The sequence below is a fragment of the Providencia sp. 6390 genome (assembly GCF_058148425.1).
In genome coordinates this window covers 110,812-130,683 of the sequence record NZ_JBYVYL010000003.1, presented here as the reverse complement: position 1 = coordinate 130,683, position 19,872 = coordinate 110,812, and the positions used below count along the sequence as shown (strand labels likewise).

Here is a 19,872-nt window from a genome sequence, read left to right as displayed (position 1 = left end):
CAATCAAATCGCTTGAAAATAAACAATAAGTCATCGCTTTTGCGTAAATGTGTTGAATGGTATTTTTTTGTGACCTAAAAATGCATAATAAGCTTAGCCTAGAGCATGCAATTAGATTGAAAACAAGGAACATATAATGCAAGTGCAGCCACATGATTTTGTTTGGATCAATAGCCTTGATGATTTACCTGTGGAAACATTACCTGAGTGGGTGATCTCACAATGGAATAAACAATTGCCATTAGTTGTGCGTCGAGATGCTACCACAGAAAATAAGCTTGCGGTTGGGATCCGAGGTATTAAGCCAACACAACGTTTTGTTACGCAGATTGATAAATCATCCATCACACATATTATGGATGTTGAGTCCCTTGTCAGCAATTCGCGCGAGCTACAGCGTTCAATGTTTATTGTACTACCGCCAGTACAAGTTCTGCTATTGCTTTCACAACATAATTGGCCATGGAAATGGGCGGTGACAGGGAGTTGCGCTTATACATTGGTGACTGATATTCAAAGTATGCTATCAGATGGCGATTTGGATGTTGTTATTCGTTGTCCAACAGCGCATAAAAAAGAAGATTTTGCTGAGTTTGCGATTAAAGCGAATACACCGTTATGCCGTATTGATATTCATGTAGAAACACCAAAAGGCGGCTTTTCACTGGCGGAGTGGTTTAAAAACGATAAAGTGACTTTACATACACCACAAGGCGATGTGATAACTGCTGATCCATGGGATGCTAATTTATAATTGGGAATGCTGCAAACTTAGTCAAATTGCTTAAAAATAATTTTGATGCACGTGCAGGTGATTTTTTCATATCACAATCGCTAACAAAGCGGGGGAGAATCAAGTGATTTTATTCCGCTTTGCTAGCAAATCGAAATCATTAAATGTGTTCGACTAACGGTTCTTCGAGCGCTGAGCGATACCACTCTTGCATGGCAGGTAGAGCGATCATGCGATCAACCCATTGTTGAGCTGCATTACTCACAGGTAATTGATAGCTACGAATTCTAAATGCAACCGGTGCGAAGAATGCATCGACAGCAGTAAATTGTGCTCCGGCCAGCCAAGGTCCGCCAAAAGTGGTAAAACCTTCCTGCCATAATTGTTGAAGACGATTAAGGTCAGCCTGTAATTCCCTTGATATTTTTTCAAGAGGGGCTTGTCGAGTGAGATCCATTGGGCAGGTTTGGCGAAGCGTCGAAAAACCAGAATGCATTTCTGCGCTAGCGCATCTGGCCCAAGCACGTGCACTTTTATTTGTAGGCCAAACTTGTGGGTGCTCTTCATATAAATATTCGCTAATCGCTAGAGAATCCCAAATGGTTTGTTTTCCATCGACTAAACAGGGAACTAAGCCAGATGGAGAAAAGTTTTTAAATTTGTCATGGCTACTTTTTCCAATTCCCACCTCGAAATAGCAGATATTTTCATCAAAAGGAATATTAAGTGCTTTCAGTAGGATCCAAGGACGTAAAGACCAAGAGGAGTAATTTTTATTGGCTATCCAAAGTTTGTACATAGTCACATGCTCCGTAGCGTGATAGGTCTGAGAATGAGAAACGAGAACAAAAGTGATACGAATTTAACAATCTAAAGGTGTTTTAGTGGGTCTACAAATGTTTTTTTTACAAAAGAATGATTAATAGTCTATATTTTTTAATTATAAGATATAACCAAAATATTAATTGTAGTAAGAGTAATAAAAATAAATAGTTTCGTTTACTTACAAAAACTGAAGATACTTTTATTAATATTGAATATTTTAAGCTCGACAAATCATTATTTATATAAAATCTTGAAAACAGTGATTGTATTTGAATATCTTCAACAAAATATTTGTTTAAGTTAGGGATAGGAATAATTATCGATTACCCTTATGATTGCAGTAGTTTATTAAAACACTCAATTACCTTTTAATTTATAAGGTTATTTATATGCAATGGAAAAACAGTGCCACACGTTATGGGCATATTTCTCTGCTCGTACATTGGTTGGTTGCGATCGTCGTATATGGAATGTTCGCATTAGGTTTATGGATGGTGACACTTGGTTATTATGATAGCTGGTATCACCAAGCTCCCGAAATTCATAAAAGTATAGGTATTTTATTATTTATCGTTATGGTCTTTCGTGTGGTTTGGCGTTTAATTTCGCCACCCCCTAAACCTCTTGAGAGTTATAGCCGCTTAACTAAATTAAGTTCAGCAATTGCACAAATTCTCATTTACATCATCTTATTTAGTATTTTGATCAGTGGATATTTAATTTCAACTGCTGATGGCCAGCCAATTAGTGTCTTTGGGTGGTTCGAAGTACCTGCTTTATTTACTGGTGCAGCAACGCAGGCTGATACCGCAGGTGATATTCATCTGTACTTAGCTTGGGCCGTTGTTTTGTTATCAATTTTGCATGCCTTTGCGGCATTTAAACATCACTTCTTTGATGGTGATATTACTTTAAAAAGAATGTTGGGTTTTAATCCTGATAAATAAACGTGGAGATAGATATGTTTAAGAAAACAGTTCTTGGTTTGGCTGCTGGAGCATTATTTTTAACCGCAGGTTCCGCTTTAGCAGAAACCTATAAATTTGATAAACAAGGTCAGCACGCATTTATCGAATTCCGTATCCAACATTTAGGTTATAGCTGGGTCTACGGTAGCTTTAAAGATTTTGATGGTAGCTTTACCTATGATGCAAAAGATCCTGCAAAAGATAAAGTTGAAGTCACTATTAAAACTGGCAGTATTGATACTAACCATGCAGAGCGTGACAAACACTTGCGCAGCGGTGACTTCCTGAATGCAGCAAAATTCCCAGAAGCGAAATTTGTGTCAACCGAAGTGAAAAAAGAAGGTGAAATTTACAAGATCACTGGTGATTTCACTTTAAATGGTGTCACAAAACCAATTACTTTAGATGCAAAACTAATGGGTGAAGGTAAAGATCCATGGGGCGGCTACCGTGCAGGTTTTGAAGCCCAAGGTAATATTAAGCTGAAAGATTTTAATATCAAATCTGATCTTGGGCCAAAATCACAAGAAGCAGAATTGCTGATTTCCGTTGAAGGCGTTCAAGACAAATAATCGTTATTCATTGATATAAGCCCTAATACATTGTGTATTAGGGCTTTTTGTATTTATTGGTATTAATTTCCCTTTTTCCTATAGCTTGAGAACTTTATAACAAGGTAGAATGAGTCTAAAATCAAATGGCTTCTATAAATTAAATTTATTGAAGTGTGCTAATTGAAAAATTGACAGATATCTAGCTATAAAGGTAATTCCCTTGGAGACAAAAAACTCACGCAAAACAGCACTTATCGTTGTTGTTATTTTTATTGCATTTGCTATCGGATTCTATTGGTTAGGCAAAGATGATAATACATTATCAACACAGACAAATGCTGAAGTTCAAGAAGACATTTTAGCGGCACCATTGAGCGTGACTCAAGCAGAAGCATTGTCGAAATTAGAAAAGCAGATGCCTGTTATTGAAACGATTAAAAAAATGAGCCCTGAAGCTTATCAGAGTCTTGAACAAATTGTGCGTGAGTATGACCCTTCAAATGAGCTACTGACTCGACAAATGTTCGATCAAGTCGTTGCTAGCGTTATGAAGTTAGTGCTTGAACGTATGCCTTATGCCACGGATGATTCAGTGATTAACTTCACAAATAAAGTGAATGACTATCTGAAAGTGTTATTAGATGCGGATCCGACAGGGCAAACTTGTTTCTACTCTCTATTTCCTTATTTACGTGATTCTGCGGCTGTTATCCCACCACAGAAAAGCCATGCAATGTTGCTTAAGCAATTAGCTGCAACCAATGACTTGCTTATTTCAAGCGAAGCGAATATAAAACAGCCAATGCTAACCAATGAAGAACGGATGGCGATTTTAGCTAGTCTGCAAGAGAAACTGGCTACACAGTACGGTAATGAAACTCAATTACTGGCAAATTTAGAGCAAGCGAAACAAAAACCTGCATTGACTTGCCGTATTTCTATTAGTTTCTATGACCACATTCTTGCCATGCCTGATAATAAACAAAAAGCAGCTTTTTTAAGATCCTTATTTTCAAGTGCCAATCAATAGTTGCAAATAGCAGGCTCCATTTTTAATGGGGCCTGCTATTGTTGGCTGAGCGGGATACAAGCGTAGTTTCCTCCTCCATGAGTTATCAGCCGAAATCTAATAGATTGATTTTTCTAGGCCATTTCAAAAAAACGTAACGGTGGTTGTCGTATATAATACGTTTGCCAGCAGTCTAAGGCTCCATTTTTAATAGGTCTCAGGTTATTCCTTCCTCTCATTTGATGTCAAAATAGTGTTTTATTGTTATTGAATGTTTCAAGTCGCTTTGCAAGCTAAGTAATTCTTCTATACTTTCAGTGTTAAATTCTATGGGTAAGCTGATAAGTCTCTTAATTGATTAAAATTAACATATTGTATTAGTTTATCTTTATAATATTATGATAAATTTGAATTTTCTTGAGGAGGTAGGATGTCATTTGTTAAGAAAAGTATGGTTGCTCTGCTAACAGCAGCCGCGGTATATATTCCTTCTGTCGTCACTCAAGCTTGTACCCGAGTGGTTTATTTAGGTGATGATCAGCAAACAATGACAGCAAGAACGATGGACTGGAAATATGATATCGGGACTAATTTATGGATATTTCCACGCGGTATGGAAAGAGATGGTGTTGCTGGGCCTAATTCCCTTAAGTGGAAGTCGAAGTATGGCAGTGTGATTGCTTCTGGCTATGATATTTCTACAACCGATGGTGTTAACGAAAAAGGCTTAGTTGCGAATCTTTTATGGTTAGCAGAATCTAAGTATCCACAAGCCGATAATAAGCAGCCTGCATTATCTATTTCTTTGTGGGCACAATATATGCTTGATAATTATGCTTCTGTTGCTGAGGCTGTAGAAGCACTTGAGAAAACGCCTTTAGTCGTCATGACCGATAACGTGCCAGGGCAAGACCGTTTAGCGACATTACATTTATCATTATCTGATGCGAGCGGTGATAGTGCGATTATTGAATATATTGATGGTAAGCAAGTTATTCACCACAACCGTAAATATCAGGTGATGACAAACTCGCCGATTTATGAAAAACAGCTAGCAATGCAAGAATATTGGCAAGGAATTGGTGGAACTGTCATGTTACCGGGGACTAATCGTTCAGCAGATAGGTTTGCTCGAGCCCAGTTCTATATTAATGCCATTCCACAACATACAACACCAAATAAAGCTGTAGCCAGTGTGTTTGGTGTTATCCGTAATGTCTCAGTTCCATATGGTTTAACAACAGAAAATTCCCCTGAAATTTCATCAACGCGTTGGCGGACTCTTGTTGATCACAAGCGTCAACTCTACTTTTTTGAATCAGCGCTAACACCAAACATTTTTTGGACTGATCTGAAAAAAATTGATTTCTCAGTAGAGACTGGGAAAGTTAAAAAATTAGATTTAGGTGTAGAGCAAGATCATATTTTTTCAGGTGACGCCACCAAAGACTATGTTGATAGCAAGCCATTTGATTTTTTAGGTCTATCTGCAAAGCAGCTAGGCTATTAAATTCTTTAGATCAACCTTCTAGGTTGCTAGAAGGTTGATTTTAATCAAATCAGTATTTATCACATCATGAAATCTTTGCAGCGTATTAAATAAAACTATAAGATGCATTTAGTATGCAACTTAAAGGTGATGGTATGAATGAGTTAGTTTGTTATAAAACAATGCCAGTATGGGATAAAGTATCTCTCCCGTTGATGTTTCAAGACAGACATAACACGAAGGAAGATACCTATGCTCAGCTTCGTGTTTTAAAAGGAACACTTGATTTTGTCATTTTTGCTGATGATGGTAGTGAGCAAAAATTTACATTTGATGTGAATAATCAGCCGCCACTTATTGCCCCACAAGTTTGGCATCGTATTGCAGCCTGTAGTGATGATATGCAATGTCAGCTTTCTTTTTTATGTCACCCAGATATTAAATTTTATAAAGAATATGGTTTGACCGTTCCACATTCGGAAGTAAGATTTTTATGTGAAAATAACTTATCTCAACCAGGTAAAACGCTTGATCTAGGTTCAGGCCGAGGTCGCAATAGTTTTTATCTTGCGCTGAAAGGTTATGATGTAACCGCTGTAGATATCAATCCACAACATATTCAAGCTATCGATTTCGTAAAAAAACAAGCAGAGATCGAAAATATCAAGACAGCTGTTTATGATATCAATAGTCATCAAATAAAAGGTGAATATGATCTGATTATATCAACGGTTGTGCTCATGTTTTTACAACGAGAGAACATTGCTAATGTTATTGCTGATATGCAGGCGCATACATTAGCTGGTGGTATTAATTTAATCGTTTGCCCCGTTGAAACAGCTGATGCGCCACTTGATTTGATCCCATTCAAATGTTTTCTTAAAGCTGGTGAGCTGAAAGAGTATTATCAAGATTGGGATATCTTAAAATACAACGAAGATCCAGGGCATTTACATCGAACAGATGCGAATGGCAACCGTATCAAACTTAACTTTGCGACGTTGATTGCGAAGAAAAAATAAAATCATTGCGGGATACGTGAGTATCCCGTTAATTAATCGCTAAGCTTGGTTTGTTGCTTTTGCTTGGTCACTTGATTTTTGTTGTGCGCTTCTTTGTAGCGTTCTCTCTAATAAAACTGAATAGAGCGGTCTACCGCCGAGTAGCTGTGCAACCATAGTCGCACCTAAACAAGTAATAATCATTGGCAAAATCAGTTGATAATTACTAGTCATTTCAAGTACTAAAACTAAACCTGTTAGCGGTGCTCGGACTGTTGCAGCAAATAAAGCCCCCATACCTGCAATGGCGAAAGTGCCGATTTCAATAGAATAGTCAGGGAATATTTCTTGTATGCAGTAACCATAAATTCCACCAAAAAGCGTACCTAATGCGAGAAGAGGTGAAAAAATTCCACCCGGTGCACCAGAACTAAAGCTAATTGTCGAAGTTAAAAAACGCAGAGCAAAAAATAGCAGTAGGATAGTGACAGTAAAACTTCCTGCCATCATTTGGTGAATTACTGAAAATCCGCCGCCCACAATTTCTGGCATATAAACACCAATCGCTCCACAACAACCACCAATTAACCCACCCATTAAAACAAATCTATAAACTTTATCTTTATAGAAGGCGAGAAATTTGGTCTGTAAGTAAAGTAGGAAATTATTAAAACAAATACCGATAACGCCAAATAACATGCCTAAAATCAGATAGAGCCAGAGGGTATTCAATGGTGCAGATGAAAAATGACCCACATTTAAGATCGCTGCTTGGCCACTGATTAATTGATACACGATGGTTGAAGTGATGGAGCCAATAAACACAGCTTTAATGGAAACAAGACTATATTTGAATTGAGGGCGCATTTCTTCGATAACAAATAAAATACCAGCAAGAGGCGCATTAAAGGCGGTTGATAGACCCGCTGCTGCGCCAGCAGCAAGTAAGGTATGTCGCGACTCATTATTTTTAACGCGGAAAATATCATAAAACATCTGACTGATGTTAGCCCCTAGCTGGACAGTTGGTCCTTCACGACCAAGTACCATGCCTGAGCCTAAAGCGCCCAACCCACCAAAAAACTTTACAGGGATCACTCGCCACCAACGCACTGGTCGTAAATCTTGTAAAGCACCTTCAATTTCAGGTATTCCAGAACCACCTGACTCAGGTGATATTTTTTTAACCAGATAATAACCGATCATGGCGAGTATTGCCGATACAGCAAACATTGCTGGAATGATTAGCCATTGATCAGTGACATATTGACTGACTGTAGTACTACGATAGTTACTGACCCATGTCGTACCTAATTCAAAGAGAGAACCTACAAGACCAACAAATGCGCCAATCAAAGCGGCCAATAATAGGATTGCAAGCGGAGTTTTATTGGATTCTTTTAATCGTCTGAGTATTCCGAAACGGTACTTCATCGCGGATTGACTAATAGGGCTTTGTTCAGACATCTCTTTATGACTCTCTATTTTTGATTAACGATAAACGGCAATAATTCTAGCATAGCAAAGAATAAGGCAAACCATACCATAAAAATATAAATAGGTACTTTATTTAAGAAGTAAAATGAATTGAAAATTAAACTTAGGCACTTTGTAACTATTGAAATATGATTTTTATTTTAAAGTGCTGCCACAGATAAGCCTAATTATTTGTATATGGGGTATAAGTTATTTCAATAGCGATAATAATGAATAGAAAATGATCTTTATTGAGTTTGTAAGCTAAATAATCAGTGTTTAATATCTAATGCCTATATTTAGCTTCAATAAGGAGTAAGCATGAGCACTCCACTCGATATTTACCCATCAATTGATATCGTATCTGGTTTTGCGATGGTTTCACAAACGGCGATAAAAATGACGCTAGGAAAGGCTTGTGACCAATCTAACATAAGTAAGTCCATTCTTGGAACTCCAGCGGAAGTCATTAAAAAGTGGCAGGATGATGGTGCAAAAAAGATACACATTGTTGATTTAGACGCTGCAGCAGGTAAAGGTGATAATTATCAAGTAGTGAAAGAGGCAATATTAAGCTCACAAGTTCATGCTCAAGTGTGCGGTGGTATACGGGATGACAGAACGCTTGAACGAGCATTGAATTTAGGATGTGAGAGAGTCAATATAGGTACTGCTATATTAGAAAATATGGCGTGGTGTGAAAAGGTGATTAAAGAATATGGCGATAAAATAGCGATAGCTTTAGATGTTAAACAAATTAATGGAGATTACCATCTAACAAGCCGAGGATGGGGACAAAATGGTAGTGTATTGTGGCCCGTTTTAGATAAACTAAATCAGTTAGGTTGTTTACGTTATGTCGTCACTGACGTTGAAAAGGGTGGGATGCTTAGTACACCTAATTTTGAGTTATTAACAGAAGTTTGCGCTAAAACTGATAGTCCCATTATTGCAGGTGGTGGTGTTTCATCTTTAGACGATATTCGAACGTTATCTTGCATGCGTAATCTAGGTATTGAAGGGGTTATACTTGGGCAAGCACTTCATATTGAAATAATAAATATACCTAGTGTATTAGCGATAATTTGATTAATTCTTGACTAAGAGTGCACTTATGGAAAAATTATTTTCTATTAAAATGGAAAATATAAGCCTATTAGGCGCATTATATTATCCTGTAGATAATGAGCTATTTTATAAAGCATATAGATATTTACCTGAGTTGTTTTATTATAAGAACGGTATGCTTAATAGCCGGGGGAAGAACTATTATCATAAATTAAATTGTAATCAAATTGTTCATCAAATAAAAATATTGAAAAATAAATATTTGATGGTTCCTTATGTAGAAGCGGAAAGAGTTATAAAATATGTTATTGTTGATCATATATTTTCTAAGTTAGTTCGTTTAGTGGATTTTATCATAGGGGTTAATAATGGCTTTGATAATATTGTTTCTAACTATATTAAAGCCATTAATTGGTGTGCTAGTACAATTATAAACTTTTTTCATGGAAATGCTTTGCCTAAATATACAGATGAGTTAGAGGGTATTGCGATTGAATTTAGCTTAGGAGTGAAATATCCAAGAGAACAGATTGAAGCAGATAACCATTTTATCTCTCTAACATCAGTAAGTTGTTTAAAGAATAAGTATGACTATGTTGTAGGTATTGCATTGGGGGGAATTAGTTGCGCAGCAATAGCAAGTTGTTATTTAAATAAACCACTTAGTATAATAAAGGTTTCTTATTATGATGAAAAAAATATAGATAAACCAATACCACTATATAAAAATTGGGGAGATTCAGGGAATATATTATTGATTGACGATAATTGTGGTAGTGGAATGACCCTAAATAAAGCCAAGCAATATTTAAATTCAGTGACTGATTGTTCTGTCTCAACGTATGCAACGGAGTTACATTGGGAAAAATTTTTCAGATGTCAGGTATATAAGCATCAAGATAAAATATTTAGCCTAAATGATGTCACTGAATTAACACCATGGTGCTTTAGGCATTTTGAATTTATTAATATATTAAAAAACAAAGAAAAGAACGGTTTGAATATTTCTGGAATCTCAACAAAAGATTGGGTTGACTATTCATCAGGGATCATATCAATATTGCATAAAGTATTCCCAGAAGAGAAGGTTTTTTTAGCATTGCTAGAAAAATTTATCTTACTTAGAGAGTTATCGAAATAAAAGAGGAATTATGAAAAATACACATATTATATGGGATTGGAATGGTACCCTTTTAGATGATGTAAATGTTTCGCTTTTTGCTGCCAATCAAGTATTTATTCATTTAGGTGTTAAGCCACTAACTTTATATGAATATAGACAACATTATTCAATTCCAATTCAAGATTTTTATCGTAGTGTCTTAGGGCGAACCCCAACAAAATATGAATGGACGAATATTGGAAATATATTTAATTATTATTATAAACCAGGAATCAAAAAAGCTAAACTATGTAAAGATGCTATCAATGCTTTACAGTATCAGAAAAAAAGAAATTTAACTCAATCAGTTTGCTCACTAATGGAGCAAGATGATCTTGATTTAAGTGTACATGATACTCAGGTAGGTGAATATTTTAATTTAATTGATGGAAGATGCTCTAAATTATTGAAATCAGGGAAATCAAAGCAATTAGAATTGCATATTGAAAAACTAAATATATCCCCTTTAGATTGTATTGTCATTGGTGATGCTATTGATGACGCACTATCAGCATTTGATGTTGGAGCTAAGTCAATTCTTTATACCGGAGGGACACATAGTGAAGAAAAACTATTAACAACAGGTGCATATGTTGTTAATTCATTAGTAGAAGCTGCAGTATTAGCAGAGAAAATTATTTGAATAGGGGGGGATATGTTACATGCGGTTATAGGATTACAATTCGGAGATGAGGGAAAAGGCAAGTTTGTTGATTATCTTTCTACAAAAATAAACAATATTGCTAGGTTCAATGGTGGAGCAAATGCAGGGCACAGTGTTCAAGTTAAAAATCAACGTCAGTCGTTTTCTCAGCTGCCAGCTACTTTGCATCATCGTAATCTATTTGTTTGCCAAGGTGCACTTATTAGTCCTGAAATTTTAATTAGTGAAATAGAACGCGTTAAAAGAAAATATCAGGATGCTTCTATTTTCATTGACTATCGATGTCATATTGTTTTACCTATTCATGCATCATTAAATCATGCATCTGAATATTTTAAAGGTAAAAGAAAAATAGGATCAGTTGGGGTTGGTATAGGTGCTTGTTTTGAAGATAAATCCAATCGTCATGGAATCCGGCTATGTGATGCGCTTGATAAAGATCGTTTAAGAGAAAAATTAGCTTTTTTATGGCAATTACGAGAAAGACAAATCAAATATGTCTTTAGTGGTAAGATAACTTTAAATTTTGAAGAAACGGTTGAATTGCTGTATGAACAATGTCAGTATATAAAACCTTTCCTATCTTTTACTGATAGGAAAATTCGTCAGCTAGTCAATCAAAACCAAGATGTATTACTTGAGACCTCACAGGCAACATTTTTAGATAATGCATTCGGTTCTTATCCTTATACAGTCGCTTATCAAACATTAGTTCAAAGTTGTTTTTCAGTTATTGGGATCCCTATTTCTCCTATTCATATTCTAGGTGTTATGAAAGCTTATATGATAAGAGTGGGAAATGGGCCATTTCCAACGGAGTTGCATAATGAAATTGCAGATACACTCCGTGAAAAAGGGCACGAATATGGTACAGTTTCTAAGCGCCCACGGCGATGTGGTTGGCTAGATTTAAATTTAGTCAAACAAGCGGTAGAACTTAATGGTGTTACAGAACTAGCAATAACAAATGTCGACGTATTGGCAGGCTTTGAGGATGTCTATATTGCGGTAGACTATATGGTAGAAGGCCAATCAGTTTCCTGTGAGACTGCATTATTAAACCTTGATGAAGTGAAACCAATATATCGTAAATTTTCAGGCTGGCCCCTATTAAATGAATACTATCAAAGTAGAACACAACTTCCAAAATCATTAAATGTTTTTTTATCTTTTATTGAAGAGCAAACAAATAAAAAAATTCGTTATATTTCATATGGTGCAGATAGAGAAAAAACGATTATTTGTGACTGAATTGAGTGAGTAATATGATCAATTATGTAACAGGCTTTATGTATTCACCTGATGGTTCGCAGGTAGTACTGATAAAAAAAAATAAACCTGATTGGCAAAAGGGAAAATTTAATGGCGTGGGGGGGAAAATTGAGCCTCGGGAAAGTGCTAGCCATGCTATGAGCCGAGAGTTTCTTGAAGAAACAGGTGTAATAACGAAATTGACAGACTGGAGATGCTTTTTTATTTTAACTAACCCCAATAACTATCGTGTGTATATGTTTTGCACCTATAGTGAAAATTTTAGTCAGGTAAAGACAGTTGAAAAAGAAGTTGTGCGTTTGTTCTCAGTGGATCAATTACCTAAAAATATTATTCCAAATTTAGCTTGGCTAATTCCGTTATCGCAGGATAACAAAGCTTATTGTGATGGTTCAGTAATAATGTCTTATCGCCTATAAGTAAATTTATTTCACCTCATCATATTTCTATAATGAGGTGAATGTATGATTTATTTTAGAATTGGTAAATTAAACCTAAACCAAGCACATTATCTGTGTTGATGCCGTAATCACGAGTAAATTCATTATCTTTTAACAAGTTTATCTTGTAATCGATAACGGCAGACATATTTTTATTAAAGTCATAAGCTGCACCTACAGCAACATATTTCACTAAATCATTGCTACCGTAACGAGCTAAGTTTTTACCTTTAGATTGGTTATATCCAATAGAGGGAGTTAAACCTATATCGAATGAATAGAGCGCCACTAATTCAAGGTTCTCTGTTTTATTGGCTGTAGTTTCATGGTCATCATCACCAAAGCGAGTGGTATTCAGAGTTTGGCCGTACATTGCTGCCAAGTAGAGATCATCAAGCTCTAATTTACTGCCAACGTTCCATGCTTCAGCTCGTTTGCCTGTAGCGCCTGTTGTTGAGTTATTTTGACTTGGTGTACGGGATGAGTTTGCATAGCCGCCACCGATCGAAATACCCCAACCAAGGTCATAGGCTGTTGAAAAGCCATAACCATCCCCATTATTATCTAATACACTTTCACCCGTTGATTTATTTTGATCACCATTTTTCCCTTGGTACTGCAAGGTAAAACTGAGCCCATCAAGATAGCCAAATGCATTATTATTTCGATAAGTTAATAAATTTCGGTTGCGCCCCATCATAAAGGTATCTTCTTGATCCATGGTATCAGCGCCCCAAAGCGGTAATACATCGGTCCAAGCATTGGTATCGTAGATCACACCATAGTTACGGCCATAATCAATTGAACCATAATCTGCAAATTTTAAACCTGCGTAGGCTAGACGATTTTGTGTTTCGTTATCACTCTCTGATTTATTTGTAGGCGTTTCCCTCTCAAATCGCCCAAAGCCAATTAATTGATCTGTAATTTGTGTGTCACCTTTAAAACCAAGGCGAACTCTTGAGTCATCACCATCTTCACCGCTTTTGGCATCTGCAAAATAATGTCGAACATCAATTTGCCCATATACATCAAATTTGTTTCCGTCCTTATTATAAACTTCAGCTGCGTTTGCGGTGGCAGAAGCTATTAATACTGGAATTGTAACTGTAAGGATATTGCGCTTCATAATGAGAAATCCTTGAAACTATTGACTAAATAAGTGATGTTTTGCGCGGCTAAATAAGTTGCGCGTTGGTATTATCAATTCAATAAATCAAATTATGCAAGTATTAATTTGATGACTGGTTGTGTCGATATTTTTAAATGCACGCTGATAAAAGTAATTTATCTAATTTTATTAAGTAGATAACTGTGAATGATTCTCATTAAAAGAGAATATTAATTTAGATCAATAAATCTGCTGATAGTCTGTAATCTCACTTCCTTATTAATCAAAAAGGTTTAATCTTAATGTTGTATTTCAAATGCAACTTATGAGGCGATAAACATGTACTGTGTGCAATGTGAACAAACAATTAGAACTCCAGCTGGTAATGGCTGTGCATACGCGCAGGGTATGTGCGGTAAAACAGCTGAAACATCTGACCTGCAAGATTTATTAGTTGCTGTACTACAAAGTTTATCCGCTAGCGCGGTGGTAGCACGTGAATTGGAGATTATCGATCATGATGTAGATAGTTTTGCTCCTCGTGCATTTTTCTCGACACTAACCAATGTTAACTTTGATTCGGAACGCATTATTGGTTATGCACGAGAGGCTATTTATCTACGTGATAAATTAATTAAGCAATGCCAAGCTAAAAATGGGGCAATCGTATTTAATCACCCATTGATTAATCTTCAATTAAAGGGAAATGATATTGCAACACTGCAAAATCAAGCTGAGGAGTTTTCATTAGATATTGATAAAGAGCAGGTTGGTGAGGATATCCATGGTTTACGTATGCTTTGTTTATATGGACTAAAAGGTGCTGCCGCTTATATGGAGCATGCTCATGTTTTAGGACAATATAACAATGAAATTTATACGCAGTACCACCAAGTAATGGCATGGCTCGGAACATTACCTGCAGATATGAATGAGCTGCTTGATAACGCGATGGCGATTGGCATGATGAATTTCAAAGTTATGGAAATTTTGGATGCAGGTGAAACGGGAGAATTTGGTCATCCTGTACCTACAGAAGTGAATGTGCGTCCTGTTGCAGGCAAATGTATTCTTATTTCAGGACATGATCTAAAAGATCTGAAAATGCTACTAGAGCAGACAGAAGGAACTGGGATCAATATTTATACACACGGTGAAATGCTACCTGCACATGGTTACCCTGAACTTAAAAAGTATTCTCACCTTGTAGGGAACTACGGTAGCGGTTGGCAAAATCAGCAAGTGGAGTTTGCTAAATTTCCAGGCCCTGTACTTATGACATCAAACTGCATTATTGACCCTGATGTTGGGCAGTATAAAGATCGTATTTGGACCCGTAGCATTGTTGGTTGGCCTGGAGCAAAACATTTAACTGGAGATAATTTCTCTGAAATGATTGCTCAAGCGTTATCAATGAATGGTTTTCCATACACAGAAATAGAGCACAAAATTACAGTTGGTTTTGGCCGCCAAACATTATTAAGTGCAGCTGATACTGTTATTGATTTAGTTTCACAGAAAAAACTACGCCACGTATTTTTAGTCGGTGGTTGTGATGGGAGCCGTGGTGAACGCAGTTATTACACTGATTTTGCTCGCAGTGTACCAAGTGACTGCTTAATTATGACGTTGGCTTGCGGTAAATATCGATTCAATAAATTAGATTTCGGTACGTTAGAAGGCTTACCGCGTTTATTAGATGTTGGCCAATGCAATGATGCATATTCTGCCATTATGCTTGCAGTTAATCTTGCAGAAAAATTGGGGTGTGGTGTAAATGACTTGCCGCTCAGCCTGATCTTGTCTTGGTTTGAACAGAAAGCGATTGTTATTTTACTAACGCTATTAGCATTAGGTGTTAAAAACATTTACACCGGCCCAACTGCACCTGGCTTTTTAACTGAAAATCTCTTGAATGTACTAAATGAAAAATTTGGGATGCGCAGTATTACGACTGTTGAACAAGATTTGGCTGAGATCTTGCCTGCGTAATATTTAAAAAGTAATCATGAAGGGAAAGGGGGGAGATAATGTAATTCCCCCTACCAATTGGAGCGTTAAGATGACAATGCCAAGCAGCTTATGTCCTAATAGAATGCAGATCCATTCTATCTATCAAGAAACCTCTGATGTGTGGACGATTAATTTAATTAATCACGACTTTTACACCTATTCACCTGGTCAGTATGCATTAGTGAGTATTAAAAATAGCGATGAAATAATGCGTGCCTATACAATTTCTTCCACTCCGGGTCAAAGCCGTTTTATTACTATTACGGTGAGGCGGTTGGATCAGGGAATAGGCTCATGTTGGTTAACTAATTCCGTTAAACCGGGCGATTATTTATGGCTTTCCGATGCGCAAGGGGAATTTACTTGCTCTGAACTCAATACTAACCAATATTTGATGTTAGCGGCGGGATGTGGTGTAACACCGATTATGTCAATGGTACGTTGGTTAATGGGGTATCGTCCTCAAGCTGATGTGAAAGTTCTATTTAACGTCCGTGATCATCAGCAAATTATTTTTGCTGCAGAATGGCAGCAGCTAATTAAATTGTATTCTTCAAGATTACAGCTATGTATTATGGCTGAAAATCCAGATCAGGGTGGTGTTGCTGAAGGGCGTTTGACGCAAGAAAAATTGTTTGCGCTAGTTCCTGATATTAGCTCTAGAGTCGTGATGACGTGTGGGCCTACGCCTTATATGAAGAATGCCCAGCAATTTGCAAAAAATCTTGGTGTTCCGATGGAACATTTCTTCATGGAGCGCTTTTCATTAGAGCCAGAACAGACAGAAAGTGAAGATATTTTAAGTTTAAAAATACGCCATCGTTTGGTGGATTTTAAGGTGCCGGTTGGTACATCGTTATTATCTGCTTTAGAACAAAATAAGCAACCTGTCATTGCTGCTTGCCGTGCGGGTGTTTGTGGTAGTTGTAAAACGAAAGTTTTATCTGGTAATTATACAACAAGCAGTACTATGACATTAACGACTGAAGAAATTGAAAATGGTTATGTATTAGCATGTAGTTGCCAATTACAGGGTGACACCGAAATAGAGTAGATTATTTTTAGCGTTGTTAAAAATATATGAACTGTCTCATTGTTTTATAATATTAATGAGATAGTGGACTATGTATTAATACTTAATTAAATACACTCGTTATACTTCAAGTTGCAGCGTTGTTGAACTGCGTTCACTCGTGCCAGTTACATAGTTATCTATGCTCCTGGCGACTCGTTCACTTGTCACCTAGCTGCAACTCGAATTATTTAGAGTATATACGTATTTAAAATATTGAATTAGAATTCGATAAAAGGATTAACCTATTAAATATTAAAAGGCTTTACTTGATATAACTACCATCTATCATAAAGTAAATGGATAATTTACTTAATGTATTGATAGCTGAGACTGCAATCTCTTTATTTGGATCCTGACAGAGGTTAATAATACGCACAATGGCTTCTTGATGCTCAATTGTCGCCTTATAATCACCTAGCGCTGCTATTGCAGCAATTTTTATCTCATCATTAACCCTAAATGTTAGGTTTGTCAGCATGCCAACAATGGTTTTGTCCATAATTAAATCTTCACTCTTTAATTAACTTAACACTATTCTAATGTAAAATAAAATATATTAAATACCAAATTAATATATTATTTTATGGTTTTATTTTGAAACTTAACGGCAATTGTCTGTTTTTCGAACTTAATAAAGTTTTAAGTGAATTCTCTTACTTAAATTATTCTAAGGTAATGGGGTTATAATTAAAGTAAATATATTATTGTTACTTTAATTAACTCGTATTAGATGTTTTTATTCTATAAATTAAGATTATTCAAAAATATCTAATAATACAAATTAATATGTTCAATATTACTCTTCAATTAATCATAGTAATGGTTAAATTCATCTATATCTTATACCTTTTATAAAACTAGTACTGTATTGTATGTACTAAAACTCGTTTGATTTGAGTTAATTATAGTCTTCACTGACTAAAGTATAAATATAAATTCATTCTTAGTTACATTTTGTTTCAGTAAGAATTGTTGTTATACATGAACTTAAACAAATCCTAAACAGAATAATGGCTACTGATTATTAACCCTTTTTTGGGGGTGGTAATTAACAACCCAATGGTTATAATTCGCGACGCATTAAAAGTGCAGTATCTCGTTAGGCGAGGCTCCTATACAAACACAGGTTGCTGATCTGACGACGTCGAGAGACGCCCAAGATCAGGACAGGATATATCGAACGAAGGTATATCCCCATGTAACTTCTCATTATTTTATAATGGGATACGTTGTATAGTGCTAAAACCGAGACGTGGAGATAGCCATCGCATTCTCTCATCTGGTTTCGCCCCTATGTGAGTACTGTTTGAGTAACCAACAGTAACTAGGGACTAAAAAATGACATTCACTTCCCAGAACAAAGCGGGAGCTGTAGCAATTGCTCAGTCCGCAATGAAAGGCGCGCGCCTGAAAAACAATAATTCACAGCAACCGAAAATTGATGACTCAACCGTAAGTGCGTATATGAGTCAGTCATATTTACCTGTTTCTATTGCAGATTCAGTCGATTGTGTAAAAAAGAATTTGATTGAACATCTTGATGGTGAACAAATTCCAACTTACTTATTTGTTGTTGATCAGGACAATTATTTAAATGGTATTCTTTCAGTTAAATCGCTGTTAGCCGCTGATGAAGGTTTACATGTGTCTGATATTATGAGACATAATTACTTCTCTGTCGGCCCTGAACAATCACGTCATGATGTTTATGATCTGATTAATCACAGTGGCCTTGATATGATACCTGTTGTACAGTTCGGTAAACTGATGGGGGTATTGCGCCCTCAAGATATTGCCGAGTTAATTGAAGACGAGAATACGTTGGATGCACAGCTTCAAGGTGCGACAACACCACTTGAAGAACCTTATTTATCAACAAGTCCAGTCACATTGTGGCGTAAACGTGTAGTTTGGTTGTTGATGTTATTTGTTGCTGAGGCTTATACAGGAACGGTGCTAAAGGCTTTTGAAGAGCAATTAGAAGCCGCCATTTCATTGGCTTTCTTTATTCCATTATTGATTGGAACGGGGGGCAACAGTGGAACACAAATTACATCAACGCTTGTTAGAGCCATGGCATTAGGTGAAGTTAGTTTGCGTAATGTTGGTGCGGTTCTGAAAAAAGAGGTTTCGACATCCTTTTTAGTCGCTATCACGATTGGTGCTGCTGCTTTAATAAGAGCCTGGATACTTGGTGTTGGTGCTGAAGTCACGGTTGTGGTGAGTTTGACCATTGTTGCTATTACTATGTGGAGCGCAATAGTTTCTTCGATCATTCCAATGGTATTGAAGAAGCTAAAAGTCGATCCAGCAGTAGTATCTGCGCCTTTTATTGCTACTTTCATCGATGGAACAGGTTTAATTATTTACTTTGAAATTGCTAAATTGGTGATGACAGAGTTCGCTTAATCCCACTTCCGACTGGCTGCGATGGAATTATTCGACTTCTGTCGCAGCTATAATTGATCCTTGTTTTAATATCTCGCCACATTTTCGGCAAAGATACTGACTTTCCCCTCGAACTATTTTGTTGTGTCTTCTTATGGTCAACTCATGTGTTGTACTACAGGCGCAATGATAGCGAAAAGTGCGGCTCTTTACTGACGTGACCTCAAAACAGTGAGTGCGACTGGCAGAAGACTCTAGTATATGCTCCATCATCCATTTCCATTCAGTACCATGAGGTGCAACACCTCGTCGTCCATATACTTGATAGACTAATAAATGTGCTAGCTCATGAGGGATCACTTCATTGATAAAATTATCACCATTTTCTAACAGAAGTACGGCATTTAAACGGATCTCCCATTCTTTTAAATAAGCACTGCCAGCGGTTGTTCCGCGTTGTTTGTAGTTTATTGTAGGCTCAGGGAAAGTTTGTCCAAGTTTTTGCTGAGCTAACATAAGTTTTGCTCGCAAGGTGCTCATGACTTTTTGCTGTAGATTGATGGGAACGCGGAGTGTTTTCATTAGCTAAGCTTAATACAAGCGATGGTGTGCAAACAAGTATTA

At 36.6% G+C, this 19,872-nt stretch carries 19 protein-coding genes and 1 riboswitch; of the genes, 14 read left to right on the top strand and 5 right to left on the bottom strand.

All coding sequences use genetic code 11. The annotated features are described in order from the left end of the window. Window positions 1-136: 136 nt before the first annotated feature. Window positions 137-754 (top strand): malonate decarboxylase holo-ACP synthase, encoded by a 618-nt coding sequence (locus AC3Z9T_RS07995; RefSeq protein WP_490125669.1) that lies wholly within the window; start codon window positions 137-139, stop codon window positions 752-754. 139 nt (window positions 755-893) lie between these two features. On the opposite strand, the gene AC3Z9T_RS07990 is transcribed toward AC3Z9T_RS07995, so the two are convergent. Further along, a complete protein-coding gene (locus AC3Z9T_RS07990; RefSeq protein ID WP_490125668.1) occupies window positions 894-1,532 on the bottom strand; it encodes a glutathione S-transferase family protein in 639 nt (212 codons plus the stop codon). Between the two features lie 415 nt (window positions 1,533-1,947). Here AC3Z9T_RS07990 and AC3Z9T_RS07985 point away from each other — a divergent pair, with 415 nt between their 5' ends. From AC3Z9T_RS07985 to tehB, 5 genes are all read left to right on the top strand, one after another. Next, a complete protein-coding gene (locus tag AC3Z9T_RS07985) occupies window positions 1,948-2,505 on the top strand; it encodes a cytochrome b (protein ID WP_490125667.1) in 558 nt (185 codons plus the stop codon). A gap of 14 nt (window positions 2,506-2,519) precedes the next feature. Next, window positions 2,520-3,098, top strand: coding sequence for a YceI family protein (locus AC3Z9T_RS07980; RefSeq protein ID WP_490125666.1), 579 nt, complete (start codon window positions 2,520-2,522; stop codon window positions 3,096-3,098). Window positions 3,099-3,300: 202 nt separating this feature from the next. Next, on the top strand, window positions 3,301-4,110 hold the full coding sequence (locus AC3Z9T_RS07975; protein ID WP_490125665.1) for a topoisomerase IV: 810 nt from the start codon (window positions 3,301-3,303) through the stop codon (window positions 4,108-4,110). A 409-nt stretch (window positions 4,111-4,519) separates the two neighbouring features. Continuing rightward, on the top strand, window positions 4,520-5,599 hold the full coding sequence (locus tag AC3Z9T_RS07970) for a linear amide C-N hydrolase (protein ID WP_490125664.1): 1,080 nt from the start codon (window positions 4,520-4,522) through the stop codon (window positions 5,597-5,599). A 113-nt stretch (window positions 5,600-5,712) separates the two neighbouring features. Further along, the gene (tehB, locus tag AC3Z9T_RS07965; protein ID WP_490125663.1) at window positions 5,713-6,600 is read left to right on the top strand and encodes an SAM-dependent methyltransferase TehB; all 888 of its coding nucleotides are present in this window, start codon (window positions 5,713-5,715) and stop codon (window positions 6,598-6,600) included. Between the two features lie 39 nt (window positions 6,601-6,639). On the opposite strand, the gene clcA is transcribed toward tehB, so the two are convergent. Further along, window positions 6,640-8,046 carry a H(+)/Cl(-) exchange transporter ClcA gene (clcA, locus tag AC3Z9T_RS07960; protein ID WP_490125662.1) on the bottom strand — a complete coding sequence of 469 codons (1,407 nt, stop codon included), beginning with the start codon at window positions 8,044-8,046 and terminating at the stop codon, window positions 6,640-6,642. 330 nt (window positions 8,047-8,376) lie between these two features. On the opposite strand from clcA, the gene AC3Z9T_RS07955 reads away from it, so the two are divergent. From AC3Z9T_RS07955 to AC3Z9T_RS07935, 5 genes are read left to right on the top strand one after another with little or no spacing between them, the layout of a single operon-like run. Next, the gene (locus AC3Z9T_RS07955; RefSeq protein WP_490125661.1) at window positions 8,377-9,144 is read left to right on the top strand and encodes a HisA/HisF-related TIM barrel protein; all 768 of its coding nucleotides are present in this window, start codon (window positions 8,377-8,379) and stop codon (window positions 9,142-9,144) included. 25 nt (window positions 9,145-9,169) lie between these two features. Continuing rightward, window positions 9,170-10,264 (top strand): phosphoribosyltransferase family protein, encoded by a 1,095-nt coding sequence (locus tag AC3Z9T_RS07950; RefSeq protein ID WP_490125660.1) that lies wholly within the window; start codon window positions 9,170-9,172, stop codon window positions 10,262-10,264. Between the two features lie 10 nt (window positions 10,265-10,274). Next, window positions 10,275-10,928 (top strand): HAD family hydrolase, encoded by a 654-nt coding sequence (locus AC3Z9T_RS07945; protein ID WP_490125659.1) that lies wholly within the window; start codon window positions 10,275-10,277, stop codon window positions 10,926-10,928. A gap of 12 nt (window positions 10,929-10,940) precedes the next feature. Continuing rightward, window positions 10,941-12,200 carry an adenylosuccinate synthetase gene (locus AC3Z9T_RS07940; protein ID WP_490125658.1) on the top strand — a complete coding sequence of 420 codons (1,260 nt, stop codon included), beginning with the start codon at window positions 10,941-10,943 and terminating at the stop codon, window positions 12,198-12,200. 14 nt (window positions 12,201-12,214) lie between these two features. Next, window positions 12,215-12,640, top strand: coding sequence for an NUDIX domain-containing protein (locus AC3Z9T_RS07935; protein WP_490125657.1), 426 nt, complete (start codon window positions 12,215-12,217; stop codon window positions 12,638-12,640). A 55-nt stretch (window positions 12,641-12,695) separates the two neighbouring features. Here the strand turns inward: AC3Z9T_RS07935 and AC3Z9T_RS07930 are convergent, their stop codons facing one another. After that, window positions 12,696-13,790, bottom strand: coding sequence for a porin (locus tag AC3Z9T_RS07930; RefSeq protein ID WP_490125656.1), 1,095 nt, complete (start codon window positions 13,788-13,790; stop codon window positions 12,696-12,698). Between the two features lie 321 nt (window positions 13,791-14,111). Here AC3Z9T_RS07930 and hcp point away from each other — a divergent pair, with 321 nt between their 5' ends. Together hcp and hcr are read left to right on the top strand one after the other, a co-directional pair. Then, window positions 14,112-15,764 (top strand): hydroxylamine reductase, encoded by a 1,653-nt coding sequence (hcp, locus tag AC3Z9T_RS07925; protein WP_490125655.1) that lies wholly within the window; start codon window positions 14,112-14,114, stop codon window positions 15,762-15,764. Window positions 15,765-15,834: 70 nt separating this feature from the next. Next, entirely contained in the window at window positions 15,835-16,839 is a 1,005-nt protein-coding gene (gene hcr / locus AC3Z9T_RS07920; protein ID WP_490125654.1) for an NADH oxidoreductase, read from the top strand. Window positions 16,840-17,122: 283 nt separating this feature from the next. Here the strand turns inward: hcr and AC3Z9T_RS07915 are convergent, their stop codons facing one another. Beyond that, a complete protein-coding gene (locus tag AC3Z9T_RS07915; protein WP_490125653.1) occupies window positions 17,123-17,359 on the bottom strand; it encodes a HEAT repeat domain-containing protein in 237 nt (78 codons plus the stop codon). 589 nt (window positions 17,360-17,948) lie between these two features. Next, window positions 17,949-18,125: riboswitch (M-box (ykoK) riboswitch) on the top strand. Window positions 18,126-18,198: 73 nt separating this feature from the next. On the opposite strand from AC3Z9T_RS07915, the gene AC3Z9T_RS07910 reads away from it, so the two are divergent. Continuing rightward, entirely contained in the window at window positions 18,199-19,269 is a 1,071-nt protein-coding gene (locus tag AC3Z9T_RS07910; protein WP_490125652.1) for a magnesium transporter, read from the top strand. A 27-nt stretch (window positions 19,270-19,296) separates the two neighbouring features. Here the strand turns inward: AC3Z9T_RS07910 and AC3Z9T_RS07905 are convergent, their stop codons facing one another. After that, window positions 19,297-19,830, bottom strand: coding sequence for a SprT family zinc-dependent metalloprotease (locus AC3Z9T_RS07905; protein WP_490125651.1), 534 nt, complete (start codon window positions 19,828-19,830; stop codon window positions 19,297-19,299). Window positions 19,831-19,872: the final 42 nt, after the last annotated feature.

Excerpts from the sequence above, each read along its gene's own strand:
- AC3Z9T_RS07995 (WP_490125669.1), top strand. The coding sequence starts at position 137 with ATGCAAGTGCAGCCACATGATTTTGTTTGGATCAATAGCCTTGATGAT.
- AC3Z9T_RS07990 (WP_490125668.1), bottom strand. The coding sequence starts at position 1,532 with ATGTACAAACTTTGGATAGCCAATAAAAATTACTCCTCTTGGTCTTTA.
- AC3Z9T_RS07985 (WP_490125667.1), top strand. The coding sequence starts at position 1,948 with ATGCAATGGAAAAACAGTGCCACACGTTATGGGCATATTTCTCTGCTC.
- AC3Z9T_RS07980 (WP_490125666.1), top strand. The coding sequence starts at position 2,520 with ATGTTTAAGAAAACAGTTCTTGGTTTGGCTGCTGGAGCATTATTTTTA.
- AC3Z9T_RS07970 (WP_490125664.1), top strand. The coding sequence starts at position 4,520 with ATGTCATTTGTTAAGAAAAGTATGGTTGCTCTGCTAACAGCAGCCGCG.
- tehB (WP_490125663.1), top strand. The coding sequence starts at position 5,713 with ATGCAACTTAAAGGTGATGGTATGAATGAGTTAGTTTGTTATAAAACA.
- clcA (WP_490125662.1), bottom strand. The coding sequence starts at position 8,046 with ATGTCTGAACAAAGCCCTATTAGTCAATCCGCGATGAAGTACCGTTTC.
- AC3Z9T_RS07955 (WP_490125661.1), top strand. The coding sequence starts at position 8,377 with ATGAGCACTCCACTCGATATTTACCCATCAATTGATATCGTATCTGGT.
- AC3Z9T_RS07950 (WP_490125660.1), top strand. The coding sequence starts at position 9,170 with ATGGAAAAATTATTTTCTATTAAAATGGAAAATATAAGCCTATTAGGC.
- AC3Z9T_RS07945 (WP_490125659.1), top strand. The coding sequence starts at position 10,275 with ATGAAAAATACACATATTATATGGGATTGGAATGGTACCCTTTTAGAT.
- AC3Z9T_RS07940 (WP_490125658.1), top strand. The coding sequence starts at position 10,941 with ATGTTACATGCGGTTATAGGATTACAATTCGGAGATGAGGGAAAAGGC.
- AC3Z9T_RS07935 (WP_490125657.1), top strand. The coding sequence starts at position 12,215 with ATGATCAATTATGTAACAGGCTTTATGTATTCACCTGATGGTTCGCAG.
- AC3Z9T_RS07930 (WP_490125656.1), bottom strand. The coding sequence starts at position 13,790 with ATGAAGCGCAATATCCTTACAGTTACAATTCCAGTATTAATAGCTTCT.
- hcp (WP_490125655.1), top strand. The coding sequence starts at position 14,112 with ATGTACTGTGTGCAATGTGAACAAACAATTAGAACTCCAGCTGGTAAT.
- hcr (WP_490125654.1), top strand. The coding sequence starts at position 15,835 with ATGACAATGCCAAGCAGCTTATGTCCTAATAGAATGCAGATCCATTCT.
- AC3Z9T_RS07915 (WP_490125653.1), bottom strand. The coding sequence starts at position 17,359 with ATGGACAAAACCATTGTTGGCATGCTGACAAACCTAACATTTAGGGTT.
- AC3Z9T_RS07910 (WP_490125652.1), top strand. The coding sequence starts at position 18,199 with ATGACATTCACTTCCCAGAACAAAGCGGGAGCTGTAGCAATTGCTCAG.
- AC3Z9T_RS07905 (WP_490125651.1), bottom strand. The coding sequence starts at position 19,830 with ATGAAAACACTCCGCGTTCCCATCAATCTACAGCAAAAAGTCATGAGC.